The organism is Pseudomonas sp. 910_21 (genome assembly GCF_052850735.1).
Map to the genome: position 1 here is coordinate 1 of NZ_VXCY01000002.1, position 19,684 is coordinate 19,684.

A 19,684-nucleotide genomic window follows, 5' to 3' on the forward strand; every position below is an offset into this window, starting at 1 on the left:
TGAGAAAAAATCGTTCTTATTCGCAAACAAATTTGCACAGTTATTTTCAAATTGGAACACTAGAATAGCCGCTACTCTTTTCACTTCCAGAGCCCTCTATGTCAGATCCGGTTGACGCCTCCGGGTTGTCAGAACTACCACTGGACGACCTGGTTGCCTGCCATGAGTGCGACTTGCTGATGCGCAAGCCAAAGCTCGCCCACGGTGAGAAAGCCCAATGCCCGCGCTGTGGTTATGAGCTGTACGCCCATCGGCACAATGTCGTTGAGCGCAGTCTGGCTCTGGTAATTGCCGCCTTGTTGCTCTACGTGCCGGCGAACTTTCTTCCCATCATGCAACTCAATCTATTGGGACAGTCTTCCGAAGATACCGTCTGGAGCGGCGTGCAAGGCCTGTTCGATACCGGCATGGAAGGTGTAGCGCTGGTGGTGTTCCTCTGCAGCATGGGCATTCCATTGCTCAAGCTGATTTGCCAGCTGCTGGTCCTGTTGAGCATTCGCTGGGACATCGGCCGCAGTTACGGCCTGCTGCTCTATCGCATTTATCATCATCTGCGCGATTGGGGCATGCTCGAGGTCTATCTGATGGGTGTCCTGGTGGCCATCGTCAAGCTGGCGGATATGGCGTCCATTACCGTGGGCCTTGGCCTTGTGTGTTTTATCAGTTTGTTGTTGGTGCAGGTCTGGCTGGAAGTGGTGATGTCGCCGCACCAGATCTGGCAGGCGTTATCTGGAGAAGATGTGCATGCGGGCGATTGATGCAGGCATTCTGATTTGTACCGAATGCCATGAATTGAACCGGCAGGAGGCCGACAGCGACGAGCAGACCTGTACTCGTTGCGGAGCTTTGGTACACCCACGGCGTCCCAATAGCATCCTGCGCACCTGGGCCTTGTTGCTTACCGCCGCCATTCTCTACATTCCCGCCAATGTCCTGCCGATCATGACCGTCAGCTCACTGGGTCAGGGCGATCCCAGCACCATCATGTCCGGAGTCATCCAGCTGGTGCAGCACGGTATGTTCCCCATCGCCGCCGTGGTGTTTGTCGCCAGTATTCTGGTGCCCACCTTCAAGCTGGTGGGCATTGCCCTGTTGCTGTTCTCGGTGCAGCGTCACCAGCCACTGTCAGCGCGGCAACGGATCATCATGTACCGCTTTATCGAGTTCATCGGTCGTTGGTCGATGCTGGATATTTTCGTCATCGCCATTCTGGTGGCGGTGGTCAACTTTGGCCGGCTGGCCAGTATCGAGGCCAATCTCGGTGCGGTCGCCTTTGCCAGCGTGGTGATCCTGACCATGTTGGCCGCAGTAACTTTCGATCCCCGACTGATCTGGGATAACACGGAGTCGGACGACGACCATGAGTGATTTGCCTACTGCCAAAACCCGCCCGGCCTCCAACTGGTCGGCTATCTGGGTGCTGCCCCTGATTGCCCTGATCATTGGCGGCTGGCTGGGCTGGCGTGCCTACAGCCAGACCGGCATCGAGATCCAGTTGCGCTTTGAAAGCGGTGAAGGGATACAGGCCAACAAGACCGAAGTGGTCTACAAAGGCATGCCCGTGGGAAAGGTCAAGACTCTGGCTCTGGACGATGAGGGCAACTCCAAGGGAGTGATCGCCACGGTCGAAATGAACAAGGATGTCGAGCAGTACCTGAAGACCAACACCCGCTTCTGGCTGGTCAAGCCCAGTGTCAGCCTGGCCGGGATCACCGGTCTGGAAACCTTGGTCTCAGGCAATTACATTGCGGTCAATCCCGGAGAAGGAGAACCCACGCGCAAGTTCAAGGCCCTGGCCGAAGAGCCGCCGTTATCGGATGCCAAGCCCGGCCTGCACCTGACCATCAAGGCCGAGCGCCTGGGTTCGTTGAACCGCGGCAGCCCGGTCTTCTACAAACAGATCCAGGTCGGACAGATCAAGAGCTTCCTGCTTTCCGAAGACCAGAACACAGTGGAGCTCAAGGTCTACATCGAACCGACCTACGCCAATCTGGTGCGCAAACACACGCGTTTCTGGAACGCCAGCGGCATTAGCATCGACGCCAATCTGTCCGGGGTAAAAGTGCGCAGTGAGTCCCTGTCCAGCATAGTGGCCGGCGGTATCGCGTTCGCCACTCCGGAAAATCGCAGGGACAGTCCGCCTACCGACCCGAGCCTGCCGTTCCGCCTTTACGAAGATTTCGATGCCGCCCAGGCCGGTATCCGGGTCAAGGTCAAGCTCACCGATTTCGAAGGCCTGCAGGCTGGGCGCACGCCCGTGATGTACAAAGGCATCCAGGTCGGCAGCCTGAAAGCCCTGAAGGTCGACTCCGATCTCACCAGCGCCACCGCCGAACTGACCCTCGATCCACTGGCCGAGGACTATCTGGTCCAGGGCACTCAGTTCTGGACCGTCAAACCCTCGATCTCCCTGGCGGGTATCACGGGGCTCGAGGCCCTGGTGAAAGGTAACTACATCGCCATCCGCCCCGGTGACAAGGGCGCCGCCCCCCAGCGGGAATTTGAAGCTCGGGCCAAGGCGCCTCCCCTGGACCTGCGAGCACCTGGCCTGCATATGGTGCTGTTTACCGACAATCTCGGCTCTCTGGATGTGGGCAGTCCGATTCTCTACAAGCAGGTCAAGGTCGGTTCGGTACAGAGCTACCAGTTCTCCCACACCCGTAAGCAAGTGGTGATCGGTGTTCATATCGAGAAAGAGTACGAGGGGCTGGTCAATGGCTCGACGCGCTTCTGGAACGTCAGTGGCATCACCCTCACGGGCGGCCTCACCGGCGGCATCCAGATCAAGAGTGAGTCGTTGCAAAGCCTGATGGCCGGTGGCATTTCCTTCGAGACACCACAACCCAACGTCCCGCTGAAAAAACGCATCCCGCGCTTCCGTCTGTTCGCTAACCAGGAAGAAGCCGCACAGCGGGGGATCCTGGTGAATATCAAGGTCGATCGTGCCGATGGCTTGCGTGCCGGTACTCCAGTGCGCTTCAAGGGCCTGGATGTAGGCAAGCTGGAAGCGGTGACTCTCAGCGCCGACATGCAGTCAGTGATGCTCAAGGCGCGGATCACCGAAGTGCCCGAGCGTATTGCCCGAGTCGGCAGCCAGTTCTGGGTGGTCAAGCCGGAGCTGGGCCTGATGAAAACTTCGAACCTGGAAACCCTGGTCACCGGTCAATACCTCGAGGTCCAGCCCGCAGCGAAGAACCTGGGCGTGCAAACCAGCTTTGTCGCCTTGCCGCAGCCGCCGGAAGCCAGCGTCCAGGAAGCGGGTCTGAGTCTGGTATTGAGCGCTGCTCGCCGCGGCTCGTTGAAGGTGGGTGTACCCGTGACTTATCGCGAAGTGACAGTGGGCAAGGTTACGGGCTACGAACTGGGACAGACCGCCGATCGGGTACTGATCCATATCCTCATCGAGCCCAAGTATGCGCCGCTGATTCGCGGTGGTACGCGCTTCTGGAACAGCAGTGGATTTGGCGTGGACTTTGGTCTGTTCAAGGGCGCCACAGTGCGCACCGAATCCTTGGAAACTCTGATCCAGGGCGGCATTGCATTCGCTACCCCGGATGGCGAGCGCATGGGCAACCCGGCCCGCCCGCAACAGACGTTCCCGCTGTTCGACAAGTTCGAGGATGAATGGCTGACCTGGGCCCCCAAGATCCCCCTGGGCAAATAACCCTCTTGTAGGAGCCGGCTCGCCGGCGAAAAGGTCTTCAAGCGCAGAGGACGCCTTCGCTGGCAAGCCAGCTCCTACAAAAGCTATCCAATAAAAAGGCCGCACTCGAAAGAGTGCGGCCTTCTTCGTTACAGCGTTAGCAAATCAGACTTCGTCCAGTTCCGCTTCTGCCTCGGCTTCGGGTTCCACGTTCAGAGTCGCTTTGACCTGATCATGACGACGGATGAACTTCCAGTCCGCCTCGTCGATGTAGATACCGTTCGGTCCGCTGCCGCCTTCCAGGTCGATGGCTACCTGGGCCGACACCTGCGGCTTCACACTGGCCAGGATCGGTACGAAGCCCAGCTGCAGGCTGGTTTCCAGCAGCGCCGCCTGGTTGCGTTCGTCGATGTCCGCGGCCTCGTCGAGGTAGTAGGGCAGGCGAATGCGCCCGGCCTGGTCGCGGTCCATCAAGTGCAGCAACAGGTACATGTTGGTCAGCGCCTTGATGGTCATGGTGGTGCCGTTGGACGCCGCGCCATCGATGTCGGTGTGGATCACCGGCTGGCCATTGACCTTGGTGATCTCGAACGCCAGTTCGAACAAGTCCTTCAGGCCCAGCTGGTTGTGGTTGGCTGCTACCAACCGCGCCAGGTACTCCTTGGCCTCTTCGTTCTTGTTGTCCTGCTCGGCGCTCTGACTCAGGTCGAACACCGACAGGGTCTCGCCTTCTTCGTACTGCCCGGCGCTGTGGATGATCTGATCGATGTGCTTGAGGGCTTCCTTGTTCGGCGCCAGGACGATGCGGAAGCTCTGCAGGTTGGACACCTGGCGCTTGTTGATCTCGCGGTTGAACAGCGCCAGCTGGTGTTCCAGGCTGTCGTAGTCGCTGCGGATATTGCGCAGGGTCCGGGCGATATCAGTCACCGCCGCGCGGCGTGCCTTGCCCAGGGTCAGGGCTTCGTCGGTGCGGTGCGCATAGGCGTTGATCAGCAACTGCAGTCGGCGTTCAACGTCATCCTCGCTGTCGAACTTGGCCACGCCCTTGAGGCGCACCTGGGCATACAGCGCCTCGATCTGTCCGTCGACCCGTTGCAGACCCTGCCAGCTGTCTTGGTAGTCGTTGAGCAGTGGCAGCAGGTTGTCCATGGAGTCGTCCACCGGGTCCATGAACGGCGTGCCGAACGGCAGGTCCGCCGGCAGCAACTGACGGCGGCGCAGGGCGTCGTCGAGGGTGCGCTGCTTGGCTTCCATGTCGGCAATCTGCCGGCCCACCAGTTGCAGCTTGGCCGACAGTTGCTGGACGCGTTCGGTGAAGGCGTCACTGGAGCGCTTGAGTTCGTCCTGAGCGGCTTCCATCTGTGCCAGCTGCTCCAGCTTCTCGCCTTCCTCGGCGCTCAGGGTCTGGGCACGGCGGAAGTCTTCCAGGGCCTTCTGCGCATCCAGTACCTGCTGGTACAGGGCTTCGGTCTGGGTCTTGCTCGCGGCGCGGTCGGCAGCCACGGCAGCCTGGGTCTTGAGCTGCTTGAGTTCTTTTTCCAGGCGCTCCTTCTGATCCCGCAGCGCGGCACGGTCAGCCAGGGCCTGCAAGGCTGGCGGCTCGATGTGGGAGATGTCGATGGACAGCCCCGGCACTTCGAAACGCTCGCCCTTGAAGCCATCGAGGATCAGCTCCACGGACTTCACCCACTCGCCGTTGTCGTCCAGGGCAATGCCGTGCTCGCCCAGGGGCAGGCTGAACAGCGCGCTGTTGAACAGACGCATCAGGCGTTCCACGTCCTGTTGGGAGAACTCCTCGCGCAGACGGGCGTAGCTGTTGTTGTCGGCGTGATCGAGCTGTTGCTTGACCGACTTCAGGCGTTTTTCCAGGTCCCGCAGGCGCTCTTCCAGGTCTTCGGCGGAGAACTGCCGGGACTGGGCCAGGGCGCCGGCCAGTTCATCGTGGGCATCCTTGGCCGCCAGCAGTTGCTGTTCCAGGACCTTGACGTCATCCACCAGGGCGAAGCGGTGCTTGAGCACCGACAGCTCGCCGAGCCAGCGCTGGGTGCCGGTGATTTCCCGTTCCAGGCGCATCATTTCCTGGGTGCTGCTGCGTTGGTCGTTTTGCAGCGCGTCCTGCTCGTTGCGGTAGTGCTCGGCCTGGATGGTCAGCTCTTCCTTGCGGGCGCCGGCGTAGTCCGACCAAGTGCCCAGCAGCGAATCCAGCAGTGGCGACAGGCGATGCAGTTTGCCCCGCAGAATGTCCCGCTGCTTCACGCCGTTGGCCAGGGCTTCTACCAGAGGGCCCGCGGCCACCAGGGAGTTGTAGTCTTGCTCCATGCGTCGCACATCGCGGAAGGCTTCGTCGCAGGCGGCGATGTAGTCGACGCTACCGGAGCGCAAGCTGTGCTCGAAGGCATCGAGGAACAGCTGCTTGAGCTTGGCCGCGGTGATCTCGCGCATGTGCAGCAGGTTGATGAACAGCGCACGGAAGGTCTTCAGGCTCTGTTCACTGGTGGAGCGCAGCGGGATCAGGGTCAGGTCCAGGGGGATCGACGTATGGCCGCCCACCAGTAGACGGCGCAGTTCATCCGGCTTGAGTTCATAGGCCTTCAGGCCCTGGCGCTCCAGGTTGGTGAACAGCTCTTTCTGCCGCAGGCAGGTGTCGTCCTTCTGGTAATGCGCCAGGTCCAGCTGTCCGGCGTAGGCGAAGAACTGGTGGCCGAAACCGCCGCCCGGACCGCGCCCGACCACGCCAATCACATGAGGGCCGTGGGGCAGCGAGACTTCCACCAGGATGTAACTGGTGTCCGAGGCGAAGTAGAAGCGCCGGGATTGCTCCAGGCTGTACTTGCCGAAGCTCATGTCCGACATGCGCGCCAGAATCGGGAATTGCAGGGCGTTGATCGACGCCGACTTGCCCAGGTTGTTGGCCCCGTAGACCGACAGCGGCTCTTCCAGGGGGAACAGGCCAAGGCTGTAGCCGGCGGTGTTCAGTAGGGCAAAACGGCGGATGCCGTAGCGTTCCTTGCTCATGCGTCGAGCTCCTGTTCTTCGGCGATGGCCCGGGCCAGCGCGTCTTCTTCACTTTCTTCGGACTCGTCGAATTCGCTCAGGTCCAGCGGGTCATCGGTCTGCAGCAGTTTCTCGTCGCTGTCGTTGTCCACCAGCACCGGGGTCGGCAACGGCAGCACGCTGTGCAGGCTGGCGGCCAGGTCACGGTCCTGCTGCACCGACAGGCAGACATCGAGGAAGCGGTGCATCGGTGGCAGGAAGCGGTAGATCCCCGGCTCCTCGGCGGCAAAACCCAGCTGGGTCATGCGGCGCATGATTTTCTCTTCCAGCTCTTCCTGGGTCTGTACTTCGGCCTGGATAAACAGGTCGCGGTACTTTTCCAGCAGCGAGGGCAGTTCGTCACGGCCCAGGCTGCCACCATCGAGCACGGCGATCGGGTCGCGACCCTGGTCGGCCAGGTGCTCCACCAGGATGAAGGTGAACAGCGCCAGGCGCTGGGCGGTCTTGTTCACCTGGGCGGCGGCGTTGTCGGGGACAAAGTAGTAGAAGCCGCGGGTATCGCACACCAGCTCGAAGCCCAGGGCCTTGAACAGGGTGCGGTACTGGTCCTGGAAGTTCGACAGTTGGGCGTACAGCTCCGGGTCGCGGCGGCTGACGTGATAACCCTTGAACAGCTCGCGAAAGATCGGCGCCAGCTGGGACAGTTCGGAAAGATCAAGATGCATTGGCGTTGCTCGCAGAATGCTCGGCGGCGTCATCGCGGGCCGAGAGCAGGGCGAAGGAGCGCAGGCTGACCTGGTGCTCCTGGGTGTGGTAATCGCGACGTTCGAGGCGCTCGCGCTTGAAGCGTTTTTCCCGGGACAGGCGGGAGAACCAGTACAGCAATTCGTCGGTGGCGCCATCCGGCTCCTGGTCCAGCAGCCAGCTCATCAGGTCCGGCATCGGCAGAGCGTCTTCGCAGCGCTCGAGCATTTCCCGGATCGTGCGCGGCGCCTTGGGGGCCACGCCCTTGTGGGTCTTGTGGGCCTTGGGGAAACGCGCCGGCTTGGGTTCGAAGCGGGCCAGGGCGTAGACATAGGCTTCCACTTGGCCGGAGCTGCCGAGAAAGGTGCTTTGCGGACGGGTGAACATCGGCATGGCGGCCTGAGGCACCGCGTCGATGCCCTTGCGCCGGATCGCCGACAGGGCCAGCGCTGCACCGCGGGTCACGGCGTTGTGGCGGCGGGCTTCCTCACGCAGCGGCAGCAGCAGTTCCCGGGCGTGGCGCAGGGTCAGCTGGGCGCTGGTCTGCATTTCCAGGATGCGCGCGTGGGTGCGCAACAGCATGTCGTCGTCCACCAGGTGGCCCAGGCGCTGTTGCTCGGTGAGCATGCGCAGCAGGACGTTCTCCACCTTGCGCACGCCCTGTTCGAAGGCGCCGTCGGCGTTCACCAGCTGGATCATCGGCTCGACGTATTCGTCCCAGGTGGCCAGCACCTCGGCGTAACGCTGGCGCAGGGGGATCTGCCGGTCGCTGGTCTTGGCCCGTTCGGCCACGGCCACCAGGGCCTGTTCGTCGTTGGCGAGCTTCTTCAGGACATCGCGCACGCGCATGTCCAGCAGCCGCAACTGACGAGCCAGGTCGTTGCCGTCGCGCACGTCGAAGGCGTCCTGGATGTAACCGGCCAGGCGCTCCAGGTGGCGCAGGTAGGCTTCGATCTCCAGGCACAGGCCCAGGCGGTGTTCACGGCGCAGGTAGGCGAGGAAGTCGTGGATCTGCGCATTGAGCTCGAAACGGTTCGGGCTTTTCGCCACCGGGACCAGGATGTCCAGGCGTATCCATACGTCCAGCAGGTGGGTGATGTCCTGGGGCGTGCTGTCCAGTTGTTGGGCAGACAGCTGTGAACGCAGTTCGGCAAGACTCAGGGTGCCTTGGTCGAAGTGCTCGCACAGCGGCTCCAGAAGTGCCCAGTGTTCGGCGAGGGCGCGCAAGACGCGCTTGGGTTCGATCATCGGAATGGCCGGCTGGTTGGCAATGAAAAGCGGCGATTGTACTGCATCAGGGGGCTGACGATTCACCCCCAGGTCCAGGTATGAGACGGACAGTCGCTTTTGTGGGCAATCAACAGCAGGCGATCTTTGGCGAAGGACGGTAGAATCCCCCACCTCAGTTATCCACAAGTGGCCGACCTTTGCTTATCGAGTCCCGTCGTCGCGCTTATCTGTCCGCCATGCAGGTGGTCAGTTGGCTGCCGCGCAGCGAATTGCCCTTTGCCGCCCCTTCGCGCCCCGAGTTGCTGGCCCTGCCGGAACCGGAGCTTGCGGCGCCGCCTGCCCCTGTGGTCGAGGCCAAAGCCCCGGCGGCGCCGGCGGCAAGGACCAGCGAGCGGCCGAAAATCGAAGTGCCGCGGCCATCCGCCACGCCCGCGCGCTCGGCCAGCAAGCCCGTGGTCGAAGGCGAAGAAGCCCCGGCCCCGGTGGTCAAGGCGCCGGTGGTACCGCCGCCGCGCTTTGCCCTGCAACTGCTGCGAGCCGGCCGTTGCCTGCTGCTGGTGGAGTTACCCACAGGGGAAGCCTTTCAGAGCCGCGATCCGGCCTATCTGCTGCTCAAGGATATGTTGCGCGCCGCCGGCCTGCCGGACAGCCCGCAGATCCTTGCCGAGCCCGTGCGCTGGCCGATGCTCACCCGAGGTAACCTCGACCAGGGCCCGGAAGCCGCCCGGGACTTCGTCCAGGCCTTTGTCGGTGTGCGAATCGAAGAAGAGCCCTGCGTCTGCCTGTGGCTGATCGGTCTGCCGGCGGTACGTTTCGCCGGGGAAGCTAACGCTGAATCCTACAACCGCGAACTTCAGGTCGAAGGCCTGGGTTCGGCCTGGGCCTTGCCCGGCCTGGAACTATTAATGGAAGAGCCACAGCGTAAGGCTGATGTCTGGCAAGCCATGCGTCGATTGATGACGCGCTGGAAAAGCACTGATGAGCAAAATGACCAATGAGTGACGCGTTGACCTTCCGCCTGGCCACCGAAGCGGACCTGGATGCCATCCTGAAAATCGAATATGCGGCGTTCAGCCATCCCTGGACCCGGGGCATTTTCATGGATGCCTTCAAGTCCTACGAAGTCTGGCTGATGTTCGAAGGCAGCCAGCAAGTGGGCCACGGGGTGATTCAGGTGATCATCGATGAGGCCCATTTGCTGAACATCACCGTCAAGCCGGAAAGCCAGGGCCGTGGCCTGGGTCTGCGACTCCTTGAAGAACTGATGAAACGTGCCTACCAGAAGGACGCGCGCGAGTGCTTCCTGGAAGTGCGTTCCAGCAACCAGACCGCTTATCGGCTGTACGAGCGTTATGGCTTCAATGAAGTGGGGCGCCGCCGCGACTATTACCCGGCAGTGGGTGGCCGCGAAGACGCCCTGGTGATGGCCTGCACCCTGGTCGACTGAGCCTTTGATCGCACGCTGGTTGTAGGAGCTGGCTTGCCAGCGAAGACGCCATTCGGGGCGATGCATGGCTTGAGGGCCTCTTCGCCGGCAAGCCGGCTCCTACGGGAGAGGGCGCCAGTAAATCAGCACCAGGCTCAGGGTTTGCCGTCCAGCGGGTCGCGGCGCGCGAGTTCGGCCTCATCCAGACCTGCGCCGCCACCAATGTCTGCGCCATCGACAATACTCAGATCCCAGTCCGCCGGTTTATCAGCTCCGACTTCCCGGGCGGAACGGGCTCCATCCTCGCGGATCAGGGTTTGCGGACTCAGGTCATCGTCGCTGCAGCCATCGCTGGTGAGGGTGCCGCTGCTTCTGGCACCCGGTTCATCGTCATCGAAATGCAGCTCTTCCATGGAGCCCATGCGATCCTGGTCATCGTCGATGGGTTCGGGCTGGGGAGCGGTGAAGGGACGTCGTGATTCGGTCATGGCAATTGCTCATACTTCAGGGGCTTGAAGGGTGGACCCGTGGTCCCTCTGAAGATTCCCGCGCATGGGATGACCGGTATCTGCAGCAACGCGCGTGACCCCGGCAGGCGGTCGTCTGTCAAAGCAGCGCATCATTCTTGAGGCTTCACAGCATGAACGAACTACAAGATCTGATTGATAACAACGAGCGTTGGGCCGAGGCGATCAAGCAGGAAGATCCGGACTTCTTCTCCAAGCTGGCTCGCCAGCAGACTCCGGAATACCTGTGGATCGGCTGTTCGGACGCGCGGGTGCCGGCCAACGAGATCGTCGGCATGTTGCCGGGTGACCTGTTTGTGCACCGTAACGTGGCCAACGTGGTGCTGCACACCGACCTCAATTGCCTGTCGGTGATCCAGTACGCCGTGGACGTACTCAAGGTCAAGCACATCCTGGTCACCGGCCATTATGGTTGTGGCGGTGTGCGTGCCTCGATGCAGGATCGCCAGTTTGGCCTGATCGATGGCTGGCTGCGTTCCATCCGCGACCTGTACTACGAGCACCGTGAGGCGCTGGGGCAATTGGCCACGGAAGAAGAGCGGGTCGACCGTCTCTGCGAGTTGAACGTGATCCAGCAGGTGGCCAACGTCGGCCACACCAGCATCGTGCAGAACGCCTGGCATCGTGGGCAGAGCCTGTCGATCCACGGTTGCATTTACGGGATCAAGGACGGTCGCTGGAAGAGTCTGAACGCGACCATCAGCGGTTTCGAGCAACTGCCACCGCAATATCGCCTGCGTCCCCTCGGCGCTGTCTGAGCGCTGGCTGGCCGCTGCGTCGAAAGCGCAGCGGCCAGCGGCGGACTTCAGATGTGCGGTACCTCGGTGCTTGGCGCCGGGGCCGGCGCCTTGAGCTGGTTGAGTTGAGTCTTGACCGGCGTGCTGGTGCATTTGGCCGCGGCCTGTTGCTCGGTCAGCTTGCGTACCGAGGTGTAGAACAACTCGCAGGTCTGGACTTTCTGCGTCACTTGCCAGGTCTGGGTGCAACGGCTGAGCAGGGTGCTCGGGTCCGTCCCCGGCTTGCTGCCCATACCGGCCTGCCAGCAGGCCGCACTCAAATCCTGTCCCATGACTTTCAGCCCTGCGGCGTCGGCCTTGGCCTGGTCATCGTCGTAGTTCGCCGGGTCTGCCGCGTACCAGATATAGCTCGGGTGGTTGGAGCCCAGTACCGGCACCTTGACCCCCTCGCTGGGGCTGATCTGTGCCAGGCCCAGCACATTCACCGTGACCCCGTACTGCTGCTTGAGCCAATTGCGCACTGGTGCGCCGAAGGCCACCATCGGCAGGGCTGCGCCGTTGGCGTTCTGGCTGACCTGCTTGACCATGGTGGTCTGGTAGCTGTTGAAGTAGCTGTAGACCCCTTCCAGGTCCTTGCCGGCGCTCGATGGCGCAGCGATCGGTGCGATGTCGACAATGGTCTGGTACGCCGGCGTCTGCTCGGCGGCAATGCCGTTGACGGTGAGCAGGGTGGCCCAGCGGTCGGTGGTGGCCGACTCCAGATAGTCCTGGGCCTGGGTCAATGAATAGTCCGGTGGGAAGTGCAGCAGCTCGACGCTCTTGCGGTTTTCCAGGGCCATGCCCAGAGGCAGGAACAGGTACCAGCTGTAGGCCCATTTGCCATCGGCATTGAGCTGGCTGGCGCCCTTGTAGGCCAGGTCGCCGGCATCCAGCAGGGCGCTCAAGGGCTTGGCGTAGCCCTCCGGCACCCCGCTGATGGAGGCCAGGACCTTGTCGCCGGCGGTCTTGACGCTGACTTTTGCAGCGCTATAGCCGTCACGCTGCACGCTCTGGGTCAGGTAGTGAGCCACCGTCTCTTCCAGGGTCCAGTTGCGATAGCAGATGACATTGCAGTTGTTGGGGTAGGCGAAGAGCTGGGTGACGCGCTGGGGACTGCCCAGATCGACCTCGACATCGGCCTGGGCCATCGTGCTCAGGGCTGCGGCCGCCAGGGCCAGGGGGATTCCTGCGAATTTGAACATGCTCAGATCCTTTTCAGCGTGAACCCCTTCGAAGGGGGCAAGACATACTGAAACAGCCCGGCGCGCAGAAGAAGCCAGGAGCAAAAAAATATCCGCGGCTCCCAGCTGCTCGGGGCTCAGCCCGGGATCAGGCGCGTCCAGGGGAAACCGGGGGCATGGATCTGGCAGGCACGGATGAGCACCACCATGAACAGCAGGTAGACCGGCTGCCAGGGGCTGAAATGATTCCAGTGCAAGGCGCCCAGCCAGGGACTGCGAGCACAGAACTCCGGGTCCGGCTGGCCGATGCGTCGTGCATGCAGCAGGCCGATCAGGGTAAAGCCCAGGTAGGCCAGTACGCCTAGCAACCCCAGCCAGAAGCCGAAAAAACCCAGCATCAGCACTTGCGGCACGCCATGGCGCAGCACCAGCCAGTGCTGGTGCGGGTTCAGGCGCCTGGGCACCAGGCGGTCGCTCAGCCACAGGTCGATGGCCAGCAGGTGGGCGATAGCGGGGACCCAGTTGCTAAGCAAGACCAGCCCGAACATCGTCAGGGCTACACCACAGAGCAGCCCCAGCATCACCGCCGCTACCGGGTCGTGTCGCGGCAGGTTAATGAAGAACAGGCACAGCGCCAGGCAGGTGGCCAGCCCCGACCTGATCCAGTTATCCACACCCAGTGGGCGAGGCATCAGTTCTTGCCAGAAAAACACGTCGCTGCGGGGCAGGCGCTTCAGGAGTTCGGGGAAACGTGAGGCCAGGGTGTTCGACAACTCCATGCAGGCTTGCCAGTGCTCGTCCTCGAACTCCCGCGCCAGGGCCACCTGGCGCCGGCGCGGCAAGGGGTTCAGCAGCAGGCGCGCAGCGGCGATGTGCGGGGTCGCCGCGCCGGTTTTTCCGGCGTTGGCCACCAGGTTCTGATAGAACGCCTCCTGGCGGCAGCGCTCGATCAGCGACTGCCAGATCCACGCCGGTTCGGGGGTGTTGCCGCGGCTTTCGTCCCAGCCGAACAACTGGCACACCCGGTCAAACAAGGGCACCTGCCAGGATTGCTGCTGGAGCAACTGCAGCATTTCATGCTGCCAGTTCTGGCGATGGTCGAAGATCCGCAGCCAGGGTTGTGCGCAGTAGTTTGTCAGGCGTTCGAGGAAGGCCCGTTCCTGGCCTGCCTGCAACAACTCCTCCAGCGTCCGCCGGTATTCCTGCAACAGAGTCTTCACCAGGAAGGCTTCCTGCCAGGCTTCCATCGATGGGCGCTGCCAGGGCGTCAGCCAGTCCAGGTGCTCGGCGGTCCAGGCGAGGATCGCTGCGTATTGCTCTGGGTGTGCGCAACAGGACACCAGCAGGCGTTGTAGGAAGTCCTCCTCGCATGCTTGCTGCTGAGCCTGTTGCCAGCGCTCTGCCAGGTTTTCGACGCTCAGTCCCTTGAGCAGCGGTAATGCGGCAGAGGCGGGGGCGAGCGTTGGGACGGGCTCGGCTGGGGCTGGCGGGACCCAGTCCGGCAGCGGCTCGACGGACAGCGGGTAGCCCTCGGTCAGGCCGGCCCAGGGCTGTGCCTGGACAGGTAGCAGCGGTGCTGGCGCTGGTTCCGGCAGCCCCAGTTCCACCAGGCTGGCCCATTGCTGCAGGTTGTCCGGGGGCGCTGTGTTCGCGGGGGCGGTCTGGGCCTCGGCAACCTCGTCCTCGATCTCGGCCCGCCAGCGGGCCAGCTGCAAGGCGCGCTCATAGGCTTCGCGCAGGCGCTGAAAGCCTTCGGCATCCTCGTCCGGGCGGGTGATCTTCAACTGCCGGGCATAGCTGCGCTTGATGCTGCGCTCATCGGCATCGTCCGGCAGTTCCAGCAGGGCCCAGCAATCCATGTCGCTGCTCCTCAGTGCCAGTGGCCATTTTCCAGGCGTTGCAGTTGTTCGTTGAGCTGGCTGCGCACTTCGCGGATCTTGCGCTCGTCCTGGGTCTCCAGCACTTGCTGGAATTGCCCGGCCCAATAGCCGATCTGTTCGCGCAATTCCCCAAGGCTCTCCTGATACAGACGTTCCAGGCGGGCGCTGAGCAGGGTGTTGGCCTGCTGGTCGCGGGGGTGAATCTTCAACTGCGCCAGGGCCTTGAGGCGCTCCTGGATTTCCTCCGGGGTCAGTACGCCGGGGTTGTTCTCGATCACCAGAGAGTGGCTTTCACCGGTCAGGGGAATGCTCACCTGGGCTTCCAGCAAGCCGTTGATGTCGTAGGTGAAGCGCACGTCCAGTGACACTTCGCCGGCCGGGCGCTTGGGCACGCTGATCTCCAGCTGGCCCAGGGCGACGTTGTCGCGCACCAGCCGGCTCTCGCCCTGGAAGATCTTCAGCAGCACCTGTTCCTGATTGTCGTGCAGGGTTTGTACGGTCTTGACCCGGCTCACCGGCACCACGCTGTTGCGCTCGATGATCGGCAGGTAGTGCCCGCTCTCGATCTGGTTGCCGTACTGCTGCGAGGTCTCGATGCCCAGGGTGTAAGAGCAGACGTCGGTCAGCACCACTTCTTCCAGGGCCGCGGACCGTGCCTTGAGGGCCGCCTGGACCGCCGCGCCCTGGGCCACTACCTGGTCGGGGTCGAGGCTGATGGAGGGAAAGCGCCCGAACAGCCCGGCCGCCAGCTTGCGCACCAGGGGCATGCGGGTGGCGCCGCCCACCAGGAGGATCTCATCCAGGTCGCTGACACGGATTCGCGCATCGCGCAGGGCGCGTTCGATGGGCGCCCGCAGGCGCTCCAGCAACGGCGTATAGAGATTGGCCAGTTGCGCCTGGGTAATGGTCTGGGTCCATTGCCGGCCGTCGACCCGCAAGCTGAACTCGGCGCTGGGTTCCTGGCCCAGGGCGCGCCGCACCCGCTCGGCTTCCCGGCGCAGGGCCTGGAGCACGCTCTGACGTTCGGGAAAGTCCGCCGCCTGGCCTTGCTGTTCGATGAAGTGCTCCAGCAGCAGGCTGTCGAAGTCCTCACCGCCGAGGAAGTTGTCGCCGGCGCTGGCACGGACCTCCATGACTCCGTCGAACAGTTCCAGGATCGACACGTCGAAGGTGCCGCCGCCGAGGTCGAAGACCAGAAACGAGGTTTCCTTGTCGCGCTGGTGCAGGCCGTAGGCCAGGGCAGCGGCGGTGGGTTCGTTGATCAGTTTTTCCACCTTGAGCCCGGCCAGTTCGCCGGCGATCCGCGTGGCCTTGCGCTGGGCGTCGCTGAAATAGGCCGGCACGCTGATCACCGCCTCTTCCACCGGCTCGCCGTAGGCGCGCTCGACATCTTCCTTGAGGCTTTTGAGTACCAGCGCGGAAAGCTCTTCCGGGCGGTAGGTCCGATCCCCCAGGCGCACTTCGGTGGCGCTGCCCATGTAGCGCTTGAACAGCGCGGTGGTCTGCTGCGGGTGAGTGTGCAGGCGCTCCTTGGCGGCTTGCCCCACCAGGATCCGGCCTTCGTCGTCGAGGCCCACCACGCTGGGGGTGAGCAATTGGCCCAGGGCGTTGGGCACCAGCTCGCTGGCGGTGTCGCGCCAGACCGCCACCAGACTGTTGGTGGTCCCCAGGTCGATGCCTACGATCATGACGACGAACTCCCTTTGCAATCGGAAAACTGATGAAACAAATAAGTGGCGCGCAGGATATTACCCGTCGGGTGGATGGGTAAAGTGCGTGATATTAGATGGCTATCATTGGCGCCGGTGCCGCAGCGCCGAAGCGGGTCTTGAGCTTCGGTTCTGCGGTGGTTGGCGGGCCCGTTGCGGGCCCCGCCGGGGTCAGACTTTGAAGTGCAGGGCGTTGGTCAGGTCGCCCATGGGTTTCTGGCCCCGGGCAAGCATGGCGTCATCACGCTCCTTGATGCCGTCCAGGGTCTCCAGTTGGAATACCCGGGTGATCAGCCGCAGGATCGAGGCGGTGTCATACACCGTGTGATCCACCGTGCCCTTGCGAGCGAACGGTGACACCACCAGGGCTGGAATCCGCGTGCCCGGGCCCCAGCGATCGCCCTGGGGCGGCGCCACGTGGTCCCACCAACCGCCGTTTTCGTCGACGGTGACGATCACCACCATGTTTTTCCATTGCGGGCTCTCGCGCAGCACTTTCAGCGCCCGGTCGATATGCCGGTCGCCGGCGGCCACGTCGGCATAACCGGCGTGCAGGTTGAGGTTGCCCTGGGGTTTGTAGAAGGTCACCGCCGGCAGCTTGCCGGCCTCGGCGTCGGCGAAGAACTTGTTGGTGCTCGACTCGTCCCCCAGGCCGCCGTCGCGCAGGCGCTTGGCACGTTCGGCTGGATTCTCCGGCCCCTGGCGCACGAAGTAGTTGAACGGCTGGTGGTGGTACTGGAAGTTGGGGATCTTGGGAATCCCGCCGGAATCCTTGAACTGCTCCAGGGTCGCCTGCCAGGCGCCGCCGTACCAGGCCCAGTCGACGTTCTTCTTCGACAGCTTGTCGCCGATGTGCTCGTGGGTTTGTGGCACCAGCACGCTGGGCAGGTCGGGCTTGGCGTAGTCCGGGCGCTCCGGATCGCGGATCCAGGTCGGCCAGTAGGGCGGGGCCATGGTATTGACCGCGTAACCGTCCGGGGTCAGGGCGCTGGGGCCGAACTGTGGCGCACCTTCCATGGCACTGGCCGGGGATTTGTCCAGGGGCTTGAGGCGAGTGCCCTTGGGGTCGTCGCCCTGCAAGGTGGCGATCTGCGACTTGGCCACCGAGTTGGCGGCATCGGGGTAGAACGGCACCTTGGCGCTGATCAGGTACTGGTGGTTGAGGAACGAGCCACCGAAAGCTCCCTGGAAGAAGTTGTCACAGAGCACGAACTCCCGCGCCACATCCCACAGACGCAGGGAGTAACGGGTCTGGGCGTAGTGGCCCATGGTCAGGGCGCCGGAGTCGGCCCAGGCCACGAAGCCATCGTTCTTGCCACCGTTGATCTGCATCTGGTTCTGGTAGAACACGTGCCACAGGTCGCGGGTCACCAGGCCCAGAGGCAGGTCCTCGCCGCTCGGGCCCTTGAGGGCGAACGGCGCATTGGGCAGGTTTTCCTGGAACTGGGTTTCCACCGGGTAGGTAATGCCATCCAGGGTTTGTGGGCCAACCTGGAGAATGCCACCCCAGATCGGTGGCAGTTTCGACAGTAGGCTGCCATCGCGGTCCCGTTGCTGGAACGCTTCGGGCTTGAGGGCCGATAGCGGTTTTTCCACGCCGGGGAAGTTGGCGAACAGGTTGTTGAAGCTGCGGTTCTCGGCGAACAGCACCACCACGTTCTTGACCTGATCACGCAGCGCCTTGTCCAGCTCAGTGGGGGACAGCGGGCGCTCATCCGGTTGGCCTGCGGGTTCGCCGGATTTGCTGCAAGCGCTCAGGGTGGCGCCGACCCCAAGAACGGCAACGCCGCCAAGGAAGCGGCGGCGGCTGGTGTCGGTGGGGTGGTCGGTGTTGGTTTCGGCGGTGTCGCGCTGGTCGGTATCGTCGCTCATGTCGGCTCCTTGCACGTCGATCTGAAAATTCGTTACAAACTATTTCGGTCGCACGGTAACAACCGAATATGACGCAAAGACTACAGGAATGCTTCAAGAGTCCACTGCGATGAGCGGTGAAAAGTCTGAAATCCGTGTCGACAAAGACTTATCCACAGGCCCGCTCCGCTACGACGGAGCGGGCTCGGGGTGCCCTCAGGGAATCACGGGCGGCAAGTAGGCCAAGGTGGTGCCCAGGGCCCAGAGCAGGGCCAGCACCAGGGGGGTGTGCACCAGCAACTGGACGAAGGAGAAACCGATCAGGTCCCGGGCCTTCAAGCCCAGCACTCCCAGCAACGGCAGCATGTAGAAGGGGTTGATCAGGTTCGGCAAGGCCTCGGCAGCGTTGTAGATCTGCACTGCCCAACCCAGGTGGTATTGCAGGTCATTGGCCACCTGCATCACATAGGGCGCCTCGATGATCCACTTGCCGCCGCCCGACGGAATGAAGAAGCCCAGCACCGCCGAGTACAGGCCCATCAGCAGGGCGTAGGTGTCGTGGGAGGCGATCTGCACGAAGAAGGTCGAGATGTGGTGGGCCAGGGTCTGGCCGTCCACACCCTTGACCACCGTCATCAGCGCGGCAATGGAGCCGTACAACGGGAACTGGATCAGCACCCCGGTGGTGGTGGGCACCGCGCGGGCCACTGCATCGAGGAAGCTGCGGGGCCGCCAGTGCAACAGGGCGCCGGCCATCAGGAACAGGAAGTTGTAGGTGTTGAGCCCGGAGATCGCGGTGATCGCCGGTTTGGTGGCGAACTCGTGATACAGCCAGCCGGCGGCCAGCAGCGCCAGGAGAATGGTCAGCAACGGGCTGTACTCCAGCCACTCGCCGGGACGGGTACGGGGCTGAGGCTTGGGCATGCTGAAGCTCGGGTCGACGCCACAGGCCTGGGCATCGCGGGCACTGTTTGGCCCCGGAGCTGTGGCGTAGGCGACGATCAGCGAGACGACGATCAAGGCCAGCAGCATCACCCCCGACTGCCAGAGAAAGATGGTCTGGGTGAAGGGAATCACCCCGGTGATGGCCAGGATCGATGGCGGCAGGCTGCCGGGGTTGGCCTGCAACTGTGCGGCCGAGGACGACAGGCCCAGGGCCCAGACAGCGCCCAGGCCCAGGTAGGCGGCCGCACCGGCCGCGCGGTAGTCCATGCGCAGTTCGGTGCGCCGGGCCAGGGCCCGTACCAGCAGGCCGCCGAACACCAGGGACAGGCCCCAGTTGAGCAGGGACGCGACCATGGAAATCAGCGCCACCCAGGCCACTGCCGAACGGCCGTTCTTGGGAATGCGTGCCAGCTTGTCGATCAGCTTCACCGCCGGCGGCGAACTGGCCACCACATAACCGCCGATGACCACGAAGGCCATCTGCATGGTGAAGGGAATCAGGCTCCAGAAGCCGTCACCGAAGGCCATGGCGGCATCGGTGGGCCTGGCGCCCATGGCCAGGGTGGCCAGGGCTACGATGATCACCGCCAGTGCGGCGAACACCCAGGAGTCGGGGAACCAGCGTTCGGCCCAGTTCGAACAGCGCAGGGCAAAGCGGGCGGAGCGGCTATCTTGAATATCAGCGGCCACGGAAATACCTCGGATTTCTTATGTTTATCAGGAGGTCGGCCGCCCCAGGCAGAGGCGGCCGAGAACTGTGCAAGAATGCGGCAATTGC

At 63.0% G+C, this 19,684-nt stretch carries 15 protein-coding genes; 6 read left to right on the forward strand and 9 right to left on the reverse strand.

Annotated elements, in window-relative coordinates:
• Positions 1 to 98: 98 nt before the first annotated feature.
• The 3 genes from FW796_RS04975 to FW796_RS04985 are packed head-to-tail and all read left to right on the forward strand — an operon-like array spanning position 99 to position 3,664.
• Positions 99 to 758 carry a paraquat-inducible protein A gene (locus tag FW796_RS04975; RefSeq protein WP_123724883.1) on the forward strand — a complete coding sequence of 220 codons (660 nt, stop codon included), beginning with the start codon at positions 99 to 101 and terminating at the stop codon, positions 756 to 758.
• Positions 745 to 1,368 (forward strand): paraquat-inducible protein A, encoded by a 624-nt coding sequence (locus tag FW796_RS04980; RefSeq protein ID WP_346633744.1) that lies wholly within the window; start codon positions 745 to 747, stop codon positions 1,366 to 1,368. The genes FW796_RS04975 and FW796_RS04980 overlap by 14 nt, the downstream gene beginning before the upstream one ends.
• A complete protein-coding gene (locus tag FW796_RS04985) occupies positions 1,361 to 3,664 on the forward strand; it encodes a PqiB family protein (protein WP_346633745.1) in 2,304 nt (767 codons plus the stop codon). Before FW796_RS04980 ends, FW796_RS04985 begins: the two co-directional genes overlap by 8 nt.
• A gap of 144 nt (positions 3,665 to 3,808) precedes the next feature.
• Here the strand turns inward: FW796_RS04985 and mksF are convergent, their stop codons facing one another.
• From mksF to mksB, 3 genes are read right to left on the reverse strand one after another with little or no spacing between them, the layout of a single operon-like run.
• The gene (mksF, locus tag FW796_RS04990) at positions 3,809 to 6,658 is read right to left on the reverse strand and encodes an Mks condensin complex protein MksF (RefSeq protein WP_346633746.1); all 2,850 of its coding nucleotides are present in this window, start codon (positions 6,656 to 6,658) and stop codon (positions 3,809 to 3,811) included.
• The gene (mksE, locus tag FW796_RS04995) at positions 6,655 to 7,362 is read right to left on the reverse strand and encodes an Mks condensin complex protein MksE (RefSeq protein WP_015637041.1); all 708 of its coding nucleotides are present in this window, start codon (positions 7,360 to 7,362) and stop codon (positions 6,655 to 6,657) included. The genes mksF and mksE overlap by 4 nt, the downstream gene beginning before the upstream one ends.
• Entirely contained in the window at positions 7,352 to 8,629 is a 1,278-nt protein-coding gene (gene mksB / locus FW796_RS05000; RefSeq protein ID WP_446439303.1) for an Mks condensin complex protein MksB, read from the reverse strand. The genes mksE and mksB overlap by 11 nt, the downstream gene beginning before the upstream one ends.
• A gap of 179 nt (positions 8,630 to 8,808) precedes the next feature.
• Here mksB and FW796_RS05005 point away from each other — a divergent pair, with 179 nt between their 5' ends.
• Positions 8,809 to 9,609, forward strand: a complete 801-nt coding sequence (locus FW796_RS05005) for an energy transducer TonB (RefSeq protein WP_346633747.1) — start codon at positions 8,809 to 8,811, stop codon at positions 9,607 to 9,609.
• The gene (rimI, locus tag FW796_RS05010) at positions 9,606 to 10,058 is read left to right on the forward strand and encodes a ribosomal protein S18-alanine N-acetyltransferase (RefSeq protein WP_047285456.1); all 453 of its coding nucleotides are present in this window, start codon (positions 9,606 to 9,608) and stop codon (positions 10,056 to 10,058) included. The genes FW796_RS05005 and rimI overlap by 4 nt, the downstream gene beginning before the upstream one ends.
• 134 nt (positions 10,059 to 10,192) lie before the next feature.
• Here the strand turns inward: rimI and FW796_RS05015 are convergent, their stop codons facing one another.
• Complete coding sequence (locus FW796_RS05015) at positions 10,193 to 10,525, reverse strand: serine kinase/phosphatase (RefSeq protein ID WP_346633748.1); 333 nt, start codon at positions 10,523 to 10,525, stop codon at positions 10,193 to 10,195.
• Positions 10,526 to 10,677: 152 nt separating this feature from the next.
• On the opposite strand from FW796_RS05015, the gene can reads away from it, so the two are divergent.
• Positions 10,678 to 11,322 (forward strand): carbonate dehydratase, encoded by a 645-nt coding sequence (gene can / locus FW796_RS05020; RefSeq protein ID WP_346633749.1) that lies wholly within the window; start codon positions 10,678 to 10,680, stop codon positions 11,320 to 11,322.
• Between the two features lie 47 nt (positions 11,323 to 11,369).
• Here can and FW796_RS05025 read toward each other — a convergent pair whose 3' ends face one another.
• The 5 genes from FW796_RS05025 to FW796_RS05045 all read right to left on the reverse strand — a co-directional run bounded on the left by FW796_RS05025 (position 11,370) and on the right by FW796_RS05045 (position 19,596).
• Entirely contained in the window at positions 11,370 to 12,542 is a 1,173-nt protein-coding gene (locus FW796_RS05025; RefSeq protein WP_446439101.1) for a hypothetical protein, read from the reverse strand.
• Positions 12,543 to 12,658: 116 nt separating this feature from the next.
• The gene (locus tag FW796_RS05030) at positions 12,659 to 14,380 is read right to left on the reverse strand and encodes a J domain-containing protein (RefSeq protein WP_404937675.1); all 1,722 of its coding nucleotides are present in this window, start codon (positions 14,378 to 14,380) and stop codon (positions 12,659 to 12,661) included.
• Positions 14,381 to 14,391: 11 nt separating this feature from the next.
• Positions 14,392 to 16,089: a molecular chaperone HscC gene (locus FW796_RS05035; protein ID WP_404937674.1), complete on the reverse strand. Its 1,698-nt coding sequence runs from the start codon at positions 16,087 to 16,089 to the stop codon at positions 14,392 to 14,394.
• A gap of 192 nt (positions 16,090 to 16,281) precedes the next feature.
• Positions 16,282 to 17,982 carry an acid phosphatase gene (locus FW796_RS05040; RefSeq protein ID WP_346633753.1) on the reverse strand — a complete coding sequence of 567 codons (1,701 nt, stop codon included), beginning with the start codon at positions 17,980 to 17,982 and terminating at the stop codon, positions 16,282 to 16,284.
• Positions 17,983 to 18,177: 195 nt separating this feature from the next.
• A complete protein-coding gene (locus FW796_RS05045; protein ID WP_346633754.1) occupies positions 18,178 to 19,596 on the reverse strand; it encodes a short-chain fatty acid transporter in 1,419 nt (472 codons plus the stop codon).
• Positions 19,597 to 19,684 lie beyond the last annotated feature (88 nt).